The sequence below is a fragment of the Actinomadura sp. SCN-SB genome (assembly GCF_043906805.1).
Classification (GTDB): domain Bacteria; phylum Actinomycetota; class Actinomycetes; order Streptosporangiales; family Streptosporangiaceae; genus Spirillospora.
In genome coordinates this window covers 35,905-45,956 of sequence record NZ_JBIMPP010000063.1, presented here as the reverse complement: position 1 = coordinate 45,956, position 10,052 = coordinate 35,905, and the positions used below count along the sequence as shown (strand labels likewise).

The 10,052-nt window shown below is 71.3% G+C and carries 8 protein-coding genes; 4 read left to right on the top strand and 4 right to left on the bottom strand.

The genetic code is table 11. The annotated features are described in order from the left end of the window. Positions 1–103 precede the first annotated feature (103 nt). Positions 104–2,470 (bottom strand): MMPL family transporter, encoded by a 2,367-nt coding sequence (locus tag ACGWYJ_RS30895; protein ID WP_395109973.1) that lies wholly within the window; start codon positions 2,468–2,470, stop codon positions 104–106. A gap of 183 nt (positions 2,471–2,653) precedes the next feature. On the opposite strand from ACGWYJ_RS30895, the gene ACGWYJ_RS30890 reads away from it, so the two are divergent. Further along, a complete protein-coding gene (locus ACGWYJ_RS30890; RefSeq protein WP_395109972.1) occupies positions 2,654–3,499 on the top strand; it encodes a TetR/AcrR family transcriptional regulator in 846 nt (281 codons plus the stop codon). Between the two features lie 7 nt (positions 3,500–3,506). On the opposite strand, the gene ACGWYJ_RS30885 is transcribed toward ACGWYJ_RS30890, so the two are convergent. Together ACGWYJ_RS30885 and moeZ are read right to left on the bottom strand one after the other, a co-directional pair. Further along, positions 3,507–4,517: a carcinine hydrolase/isopenicillin-N N-acyltransferase family protein gene (locus ACGWYJ_RS30885; RefSeq protein WP_395109971.1), complete on the bottom strand. Its 1,011-nt coding sequence runs from the start codon at positions 4,515–4,517 to the stop codon at positions 3,507–3,509. A gap of 68 nt (positions 4,518–4,585) precedes the next feature. Further along, positions 4,586–5,767: an adenylyltransferase/sulfurtransferase MoeZ gene (gene moeZ / locus ACGWYJ_RS30880; RefSeq protein WP_395109970.1), complete on the bottom strand. Its 1,182-nt coding sequence runs from the start codon at positions 5,765–5,767 to the stop codon at positions 4,586–4,588. Between the two features lie 435 nt (positions 5,768–6,202). Here moeZ and ACGWYJ_RS30875 point away from each other — a divergent pair, with 435 nt between their 5' ends. From ACGWYJ_RS30875 to ACGWYJ_RS30865, 3 genes are read left to right on the top strand one after another with little or no spacing between them, the layout of a single operon-like run. After that, positions 6,203–6,934 carry a hypothetical protein gene (locus tag ACGWYJ_RS30875; RefSeq protein WP_395109969.1) on the top strand — a complete coding sequence of 244 codons (732 nt, stop codon included), beginning with the start codon at positions 6,203–6,205 and terminating at the stop codon, positions 6,932–6,934. Further along, on the top strand, positions 6,935–8,386 hold the full coding sequence (locus ACGWYJ_RS30870; protein WP_395109968.1) for a S8 family serine peptidase: 1,452 nt from the start codon (positions 6,935–6,937) through the stop codon (positions 8,384–8,386). A 57-nt stretch (positions 8,387–8,443) separates the two neighbouring features. Then, a complete protein-coding gene (locus ACGWYJ_RS30865; protein WP_395109967.1) occupies positions 8,444–8,749 on the top strand; it encodes an MGMT family protein in 306 nt (101 codons plus the stop codon). Between the two features lie 25 nt (positions 8,750–8,774). Here ACGWYJ_RS30865 and ACGWYJ_RS30860 read toward each other — a convergent pair whose 3' ends face one another. After that, positions 8,775–10,049, bottom strand: a complete 1,275-nt coding sequence (locus ACGWYJ_RS30860) for an MFS transporter (RefSeq protein ID WP_395109966.1) — start codon at positions 10,047–10,049, stop codon at positions 8,775–8,777. Positions 10,050–10,052 lie beyond the last annotated feature (3 nt).

Here is a 10,052-nt window from a genome sequence, read left to right as displayed (position 1 = left end):
GCCCCCCCACATATGTCACAGCCCCCCCACATATGTCACAGCCCCGGCGGCCTGGTCCAACCGCCGGGGCTGTTTCTCCCGCCCCGTTCTCCCCGTGGCAGGTCTAGGTGCCGGCGGGTTCCAGCGTGCGTTCGTCCGCGGTTTCGTTGGCGCGTTCGCGGACGGGTGGTGTCGTTTCGCTGATTCCGTACCGGCGGTGGATGCGGGCGAGGGGGCCGGGCGCCCACCAGCACGCCGGGCCGAGCAGCCGCATCGTGGCGGGGACGAGCAGGGCGCGGACGATGGTGGCGTCCACCACGATCGCGATGACCATGCCGATGCCGACCATCTTGATGAAGGTGATCCCGGAGGTGGCGAACGCGCCGATGACCACGACGAACAGCAGCGCGGCGCTGGTGATGACCGTGCCGGTGCGGCGTAGCCCGCCGGCGACCGCGAGGGTGGTGTCGCCGGTGGCCTCGTAGCGTTCGCGGATGCGGGACAGCAGGAAGACCTCGTAGTCCATGGAGATCCCGAACAGCATGGCCAGCATGAGGATCGGCATGGCGGGGGCGATGGATCCGGTCGCGGTGAAGTCCAGCGCCCCGGATAGCAGCCCGTCCTGGAAGATCACGACGACGGCGCCGAAGGTGGCCGACAGGGACAGCAGGTTCATCACGATGGCCTTGACGGGCAGCACCAGTGAGCCGAAGGCGAGGAAGAGCAGCACGAACGTGGCGACGCCGACGGTCAGCGCGAGCCATGGCAGGTGCGAGCCCATGCTTTCGAGCTGGTCGACGACGACCGCGGTGACGCCGCCCACGTACACCTGCGCGCCTGCGGGCGCCTGTACGTCGCGGACCTTGCCGACGAGGTCGCGGGCGGCGCCGGAGTTGGGGTCGGCGTCGTACAGCAGCGCGATCCGGGTGGTCTTGCCCTCCTGACCGGTGATCGTCGCGCTGGTGATGCCGGGCACCGTGGACAGCCGCGTCTTGTACGCCTGGATGGCCGCCTGGTCGTCGGTGCCGTGGACGACGGCGACGATCGGGCTGGTGATGTTGCGCGGGAACTGGGCTTCCATCGTCTCGGCGACGACCCGGGGTTCCGCGCCTTCGGGGAGCACTTTGGCGTCGAATCCGCCCCAGTTGACGCGGAGGAAGGGGGCGCCGAGCGCCAGCAGCAGCGCCATGGCGGCCACGGCGTACACGGCGGGGCGGCGCATGACGCTGTGCCCGAGCCGCAGCCACCAGCGTCCTGGCTCGTCGGACCCCTTCGCCTGCTTCTTGCGCCGCCGTACGGGGAGGGCGTCGACCTTGGTGCCGAGTACGGCGAGCAGTGCGGGCAGGATGGTGAGCGCGCCGAGCATGCAGACGAAGACGGTCGCGATGCCGCCGTACCCCATGGAGAGGAGGAAGGTCTGGTCGAACAGCAGCAGCCCGGCCAGCGACACCGCGACGGTGATCCCGGAGATCGCCACTGTGCGGCCGGCGGTGGCCATGGTCGCGGCCAGCGCCCGCTCAACGTCCGGCACGCCCTTGACGACACGCCCGTTCCCGTTGCCGTTGGAGCGCCCGTTGCCGTTCCCGTTCGAGTGCCCGTTCCCGTTCACAGAGAAGTTGAACTGCACCTTCACAGGCGGGACGAACTGCCCGTACCCGTTGGTGGCCATGCTGTTCGCCGGGATTCGCTGCCCGGCTGAGGACGTCCGGCGCAGCTCCTCGCGGAAGCGGCCGACGATGAACAGCCCGTAGTCGATGGCCAGGGCGAGCCCCAGGAACGTGGTGATGTTGATCGCGAAGATCGACACGTCCGTGACGTAGGTGAGCGCGTGCAGCGCGACGAACGAGCCGAGGATCGCCAGGCCGCCGACCACGAGGGGCAGGCTCGCCGCCACCGCCCCGCCGAAGATCACCAGCAGCAGCGCCAGCAGCACGGGGAACGCCATGCCCTCGGCCTTGCCGATGTCGGAGGACACCTGCTCGTTGATGGTGGTCTGCGTGACCAGCGCGCCGCCGACGGACGCGGTCACGCCGCCGCCCACGTCGTGCAGGTCGTCGCGGATCTCCTCGTAGGCTTTCTGCCGTGCCGCCTCGTCCCCGGCCAGGCGGAGCACCGCGTACGTGATCGTCCGGTCCCGGCCCACCATCTGCGGTGAACCGGTGTCCCAGTAGGTGGCGCTGGAGGTGATCAGGTGGCCGGGCAGGGAGTCGAGCGATCCCAGGACGGCCCGCCGGTAGCCGGGGTCGTCCACCGTCCGCCCGTCGGTCGAGCGGTAGAGCACCACGACGTCGGCGTCGTCGCGGCCGAGTTCGGACGCGGCGACCCGTTCGGCGAGGTCGCTGCCGCTGCCCGGAGTGTCGAAGCCGCCGGACGCGGTGAGCGCGCCGAACACGCCCGTACCCCACACTCCGACGGTGAAGATCGCGGTCAGCGCCGCCGCGAGAATGGTGCGGCGCCACCGGTAGGTCAACCGGCCCCAGGCTGCGAACATGGGCCTCACCCGCGTTCCTCGCTCCACGTCGTCACGGAAGTGAACAACGTTTACTCGCGAATAGTGTTAACTTCGCATACGGCGTAAGCTTCCGTCAACGGCGTTAGTGAGAGAACATGCAAGTCTGGTCCGCGGTCCCGGACTTGAACCGGACACCGTCGGACATGCAGGCACAGAGGCGACATGGCGGAGGTGACTGTGGGCGGCTTGGGGGAGTCACGGCGCGACCGGCTGCGCGCGGCGACCGTCCAGGAGATCACCGAGACGGCCCGGCGCATTCTGGTCGACCAGGGACCCGAGGCGGTGACGCTGCGCGCGATCGCCCGCGAGATGGGCATGACCGCGCCCGGGCTCTACCGCTATTTCGGCAGTCATGCCGAACTGCTACGGCATGTGGTCGGCGACATCTTCAACGATCTCACCGCGGCCCTGGAGGAGGGGCTGCGCGCCGTCCCCGACGGAGACCTCAGCGGACGGCTCCTGGCGGTCGCCCGCAGCTTCCGCCGGTGGGCGTTCGCGCACCGGCGCGAGTACGGGCTCCTGTTCGGCTCCCCGCTGCCCGGCCTGACCAACCGCAAGCAGATCGACGTCGCCGAGGAGAGCGCCCAGAAGTTCGGCTGGACCTTCCTCTCCCTGTTCCTCGAACTCTGGCAGAAGGCGCCTTTCCCGGTTCCCTCCGACGATGAGATCGAACCGCGCCTGCGCGGCCAGCTCCGCCGCTACCGCGACCTCACCCTGGAGGGCGGCGCGGAACTCCCGCTCGGCGTGATCCAGACCTTCCTCCAGTCCTGGGTGAGGCTCCAGGGCGCCGTCAGCCTGGAGATCTTCGGCCACCTGGAGTTCGCCCTGGAAGACCCGGAGCCCATGTTCGAGCTGATGCTCGCCGACATGGCACCCCAGCTCGGCCTCAAGTACACACCCCCACCCGGCGACCCCGCCAAGGCCGCCGGCCGAGGCCGCAGCGGCAACGGCCACGCCAAACACTGGCCCAAACCCCCCACCGACAACGAAGAGCCGGACCACCGCTGAACGGTTCTCAGTTTGGTTTGAGGTGGAAGGTGTGGTGTTTGGAGTAGTCGCGGTCGAGGGTGAGGTGGAGGGTGCCTTGGGTGAGTTCGTAGACGGCTGACCAGCGGGTGTGGCGTTGGGCTACTTCGGAGAGGAGGTCCATCGCCTCGGTTGGGTTGAGGCTGTTCTTGGTGGCTCGCAGTTTGCTGGTGATGGTGCGGTAGCGGAGGTCCTTGCGGTCGGTGGTGCCGGTCAGGACGAAGTTGGTGATGGCGTGTGGGGTGTCGCGTATGACGTGCATGCGGCCGTTGACGAACTCGATGGCCGCGGCCTGGCCGGTCGCGTCGGCGAGGAGGTAGTGCAGTGCCGGCTCGTCCGGGGGGAACTCGACGTTGTAGCGGCCGAAGATGGCGATGGCCTGGTCCACCGTGCGGGCCTGGTCGAGGACGAGGCGTTGGACGCGGGCGCTGCCGGCTGTGGGGCGGTTCGGTACGCGTGGAGGTTGGGCGGCCGGGACTTGGGCGAAGCCTATGGCGAGGCCGTGCTCGTTCAGGCCGTCGAAGGGGATCTTCACGGCTTGCAGGAGCTTGCGTTGGACGGCCGGGTCGTTTCTCGCGCGGGTGGCCTCTTGGGGAGTCACGGCCGCGTACGAGAGGTCGACCAGGGAGATCGACGTGGGGCCGCGGGGTGGGCGGTTGGTGACCAGCATCGCCGCGTTCGGGGCCCAGTCGAAGTTGCGGCCGAAGAGCGGGCCGCGTGGGCCTTTGGTGGCGACGAAGAGGGAACACGCGAACGAGCGGCCGACGTGGGCCTTGGCGACGGGCCGGGTCGCGTCGTACGGGCCGTAGTTCGTCATGGCCAGGAGGGGCAGCTTCGCGTCGATCACGCGCAGTGTCGCGAGGGAGCGTTTCTCGGCCGCTGTGAACTCATCGGACGATCGGGAGGGCTGCCACCACAGGAAGGCCGCGGCCAGGGCGACGGGGAGGATGAACGCGAGCCCTAGATGTGCTGGCCGGGGCCGCGGCGCGGAGAGGCTCACGCTTTTTCTGTATCACCGTTCGCCCTGGACGGCCAGAGCCCCGGCCTGGAGGCCGGGGCTCTTCGGGGTCAGTACGACGGGAGGCTCGGGTCCACTTGCTTGACCCAGGCCAGGACGCCTCCGCCTACGTGGACGGCGTCGGAGAAGCCGGCGTTCTTCACCACGGCCAGCGCCTCGGCGCTGCGGGCGCCCGACTTGCAGTGCAGGACGATCTTCTTGTCCTGCGGGAGGCGCTCCAGGGCGCTGCCGTCCAGGAACTCGCCCTTGGGGATCAGCGTGGCGCCCGGGATGGAGACGATCTCGTACTCGTTGGGCTCGCGGACGTCCACCAGGAAGATGTCGTCACCGCGGTCCTGCATGGCCTTCAGGTCGGTGGCGGAGATGGTGGAGTCCTTGACGGCCTCGGCGGCCTCGTCCGACACCGCGCCGCAGAACGCCTCGTAGTCCTCCAGGAGCTCGGTCTGCGTGGGGTTCTTGCCGCACAGCGGGCACTCGGGGTCCTTGCGGACCGTGACCTGGCGGTAGGTCATCTCCAGGGCGTCGTAGATCATCAGGCGTCCGACCAGCGGCTCGCCGATGCCCGCGAGGAGCTTGATGGCCTCGTTCACCTGGATGGAGCCGATCGACGCGCACAGGACGCCGAGGACCCCGCCCTCCGCGCAGGACGGGACCATGCCGGGCGGCGGCGGCTCGGGGTAGAGGCAGCGGTAGCAGGGGCCGTGCTCGGCCCAGAAGACGGACGCCTGGCCGTCGAAGCGGTAGATCGAGCCCCACACGTACGGCTTGCCGAGCAGCACCGCCGCGTCGTTGACCATGTAGCGGGTGGCGAAGTTGTCGGTGCCGTCCAGGATCAGGTCGTACCCGGAGAAGATGTCCATGATGTTGTCGCGGTCGAGCGCGGTGTTGTGCTCGATCACGTCGATCAACGGGTTGATCTCACGGACGGTGGCGGCGGCCGACTCGACCTTGGGCTTGCCCAGCGACGACTGCCGGTGGATGACCTGCCGCTGCAGGTTGGACTCGTCCACCACGTCGAAGTCGATGATGCCGAGCGTGCCGACGCCCGCCGCGGCCAGGTACATCAGCGCCGGGGAGCCGAGGCCGCCGGCGCCGACCACCAGGACCTTGGAGTTCTTGAGCCGCTTCTGACCGGCCATCCCGACGTCGGGAATGATCAGATGCCGTGAGTAACGGTTGACCTCGTCGCGGGTGAGCTCCGCGGCGGGCTCTACCAGAGGTGGCAACGACACTGTGGGTGCTCCTGTGCTGACGCTGGGCTGTGACGGGGCGGGGACGGTAACGTCCCACCACGGCACAACCTTGCCATGCCTTTGCGCATTCCCCGAACGCCCGTGTGATGGAAGGCGCACGTCAAAGGGTATGGCCCCGGTTCGCCCGAGGCGGCGTGCCGGGCCGGGAACCTGACTGATCACCCTGACGCAAGGGCGGAACGGGGCGATTCACAGCTAATCTTGGCGCTTGTGGCGTTCCTGCCCCCTTCTCACCCCCCAGGCGCGCCCGGCCCTCCGGCGGCCGAGCCGCCCGGCGGCCGGCCTGGGGGCGCTCCCGTGCCCGGTGCCCGTCCGACCATGACGGGGCCTCATTACGCGCGGCAGGGGCCGATGCCCGGCACGGTACAGGCGGCTCCTGCTTTCTATGGGGGTAACCCGGCGACCGTCCTCGGGTTGCGCGCGCGGCAGTGGATGGTCGTGGCGATCGTCCTGGGGTGCTGCTACGCGATGGTCTGCGCCGCGGCGGGCGCCGCCGCGTGGACGACGCTGACCCGTGAACCGACCACCGCCGAGCTGGAACGTGCCGCGAACGCGGAGGTGGCGCGGCGCTGGCAGGTCTGGCCCGCGGGACGGATCTTCCCCGCGCGGCTGCCCTACACGGTCCGCAGGGACAAGACCGAGTACGCGTCCCGGCTCGGCATCGCCGCCGAGGGCAACTGCCAGAACACCGTGGACCCCGAGATCGCCTCGGTGCTGAGCCGGCACGGCTGCCGCGCGGTGCTGCGCGCCACGTACGCGGACCAGTTGCAGGGGATCGTCGTGACGGTGGGCGTGGCCGCGTTCCCCGACGCCTGGAGGGCCGACCGCGCCTACCGCGAACTGCCCAAGACCCCTGTGGCGGATCGGTCGAGCGGCGTGCGCCCCGCGCTGCGCGCCGTCTCGTTCCCCGGTACCGCGTCGGCCCGGTTCCTGGACGCGGCCCGCCAGGACCGAACCAGCGACCGCGGCGGCCCGTACGTCATGCTGACGACCGCCGGCCACAGCGACGGCCGTCCGGCGGCCGCGATCACCAAGAGGCTCCCGGGGAACCCGTACGCGTTCGCGGCCCAGCTCGCCGACGCGGTCGTCCGGCCACTGTCCACGCGGGCCGTGCCGGACTGCTCCAGCCGAGAATGGCGGTGCTGAATGGGTTCGTTCGGGGGTGGCGCCCGCCGGGCAGCCGTGGCGGCCCTGGCCGTGCTGGCGGCCGGGTGCGCGACCGCCCTCGTCCCCGCCGGACCGGTTCCCGCGGCCGCCGCCGACGAGGTCCGTGACCGGCAGCGCGCCATGATGACCACGCTGGACGTGCGGTCCGCGTGGCGTATCACCCGGGGCGCCGGGGTGACCGTCGCGGTGGTGGACTCGGGCGTGGACGCGCGCCACGCCGACCTGACCGGCTCGGTCACCACCGGGCCCAACATGCTGAGGTCCGTCGACGCGGGCACCCGGCCGGCGCGGCTGCACGGCACCGGGATGGCCTCGCTGATCGCCGGGCACGGGCACGGGCCGGGACGCCGGGACGGGATCATGGGCGTCGCGCCGGAGGCGAGGATCCTGGCGATCCGCGCCATCGCCGAGCGCGAGGACGCCTCGTTCCCGGCGTTCCGCGCCTCCGAGCGGGCGCAGGGCGCGGTGGCGCGCGGCATCCGGTACGCGGTCGACCACGGCGCCGACGTCATCAACCTCTCCCTCGGCCGGAACGAGGAGAACCCGGACGACCGCGCGGCCGTCGCCTACGCCATCTCCAAGGGCGTCGTGGTCGTGTCGGCGGCGGGCAACGACGGCGCGAAGCGCAGGCTGCTCGACGACGACGGTTTCGCCCCCTACTCGTACCCGGCCTCGTATCCCGGTGTGATCGCCGTGGCGGCGACCGGCGAGGACCATGCCCGCGCGCCGTTCTCCAACCGCAACTACTCGGTGCTGGTCGCCGCGCCCGGTTCCGGGCTCCCGGTGGCGGCCCCCGGCGGCGAGTACTTCCTGACCGACGGGACGAGCGACTCCACCGCCCTGGTCTCGGGCATCGCCGCGCTGATCAGGTCCAGGCATCCGAAGCTGCCGCCGACGCTGGTCGCGCAGGCCATCATCGCCGGGACCCGGTACGGGGCCAGCGGCACCTACAACCCCGATGTCGGCTTCGGGGAGGTCAACGCCGCCCGCGCCCTCACCGCCGCCGACGCGCTGACCAAGCCGCGTCCCGGCGCCGCGGGCAAGCCCGCCGGGCAGCGCTTCGGCGCCGGTGAGCCGGGGCCGGTCGAGGTCATTCCCAGGCCCGCGTGGGTGACGGTCGTCATCATCGTCGTCGTCAGCGTGGGCGTCGTGGGCGCGCTGGCCGCCGCCGCCATCGGGATCACCCTGGCCCGCCGTCATCCGCGCGACCAGCGACCGGACCTCGCGGCCATGGGCCTCGCCGGACCGGCCGGTGGCGGCGGCTTCGCGATGGCGGGACCCGCGTATCCCCCCGCCCGCCGGGACTACTGGACGGCCCCTGAACCGGGATCGCCCGGCGCGGGCGCTCCGGTCGGCCGGCCACGGCTGCAACCTCCGGGGCCGGACGGGGACCCCGCCCAGGAGTGGAAGTGGCCGGACTCCCCGCGCTAGACGGCGGGCGCCCGCCTGTGGTGGCGACGCCTACCGCCGGCGGGCCAGAATCGGCGGGTGCGAGCGGACCCTGACGACTATGCCGAAGCCGTGCTGGACACCGTGGAGCGGATCCCGCCCGGCCGCGTCCTGGCGTACGGCGACGTGGCGGAGATGGTGGGCAGCGGCGGGCCACGCCAGGTGGGCCGTGTGATGTCCCTGTACGGGGGAGGGGTGCCGTGGTGGCGGGTGGTCCGTGCGGACGGCAGTCCTCCTCAGGGGCACGAGGTCAGCGCCTTGCAGGAGTACCGGGCCGAGGGCACGCCCTTGCGTCCGGACGGCCGCCGTGTGGACATGCGCCGCGCCCGCTGGGACGGCCGCTGACCACCGGCGTGAGCGCACCGCGCGCTCACGCCTTGAGGCCGTCCGCCGCCCCCTCGGGCATGGCCGCCTTGCGGCGGGCCACGAGGCGCGGTGCCGTCTCCTGGACCGACATCGCGGCCAGCCCGGCGACGACCACGGCCCCCGCGGCCAGCAGCATCGGCGCGGTCAGCCCGAGACGGTCGCCGAGCTGCCCGCCGATGATCGGCAGCAGCGTGGTCCCGATGATCACGCCGGCGAAGTTGACCGCGCCCATGGCGGTGGCCTGGATCCGCGCCGGCACCTGCTCGACCACGCAGGTCGCCGAGCCCAGCGGGATCAGCACGCCCTGGAAGAACCCGCTGGCCGCGAGCAGCGCGGCGGACATGACGACGCCGAACCCGCCCAGCACGTAGAAGGTGAGGAACGCGCCGCTGGCCAGCCCGGCCGCGACCAGCATGGTGCGCCGCCCGATGTAGTCGGAGACGGTCGGCAGCACCAGCGTGCCCGTCAGGGTGGCGAGCCCGAAGACCGCGAGCACCGAGCCAGCGTCCACCAGGCTCAGCCCGCGCGCGTCGGTGAGGAACACCGCGTTGAAGGCCACCGAGACCTGGAGCCAGCCCAGCGCGCCGCTCTGCACGATCATGAGCGCGACCACCCGGCGGTTCCGCACGACCTTCAGGGCCTCCAGCAGGCCGGGCCTCTCCTCCTTGCCCGCCGGCAGCGCAGGTTCCCGCATGACGACGTACAGGCCCAGGACGACCAGCAGGAACACCCCGCCGATGATCGGCCACACCGGGCGCCAGCCGAACGCGTCGGCCATCCGGGTGATGATCACCGCGCCCAGGACGCTGCCGAACAGCGGGTACCCGGCGGTGAAGATCGACTGCACCAGCGCGCGCCGCTTGGCGGGGAACTCCGCGGCCAGGACGGCCTGCGCGTTCGGCCACCCGACGCCGTCGCCGAGACCGACGAACTCGCGGACCACGAACATCGACCAGAAGTTCCACGTGCCGCCCATGGCCGCCGTGGAGACGCAGGCCAGCGCGGCGCCGGGGATCAGCACGGCGCGCCGTCCGTGCCGGTCCGACAGCCAGCCGGCGAGCCAGCTGGAGAACGCCCAGGCCAGCGAGGTGCCCGAGATGAGCAGGCTGGCCTGGGTGTAGGTCATCCCGAACTCCGGGATGATCACGGGGAACAGATACGAGATTCCCAGCCGGTTCAGCCCGACCAGCCCCCAGAAGGCGGTCAGCAGGCCGAGCACCAGCCAGGGACGCGGGATGAACGGCCTGCGGGCTGCGGGCGCGACTGGCATTGCGGGCATGGC

Coding starts and splice junctions, on each gene's coding strand:
- ACGWYJ_RS30890 (WP_395109972.1), top strand. CDS start 2,654: ATGGCGGAGGTGACTGTGGGCGGCTTGGGGGAGTCACGGCGCGACCGG.
- ACGWYJ_RS30895 (WP_395109973.1), bottom strand. CDS start 2,470: ATGTTCGCAGCCTGGGGCCGGTTGACCTACCGGTGGCGCCGCACCATT.
- ACGWYJ_RS30870 (WP_395109968.1), top strand. CDS start 6,935: ATGGGTTCGTTCGGGGGTGGCGCCCGCCGGGCAGCCGTGGCGGCCCTG.
- ACGWYJ_RS30860 (WP_395109966.1), bottom strand. CDS start 10,049: ATGCCCGCAATGCCAGTCGCGCCCGCAGCCCGCAGGCCGTTCATCCCG.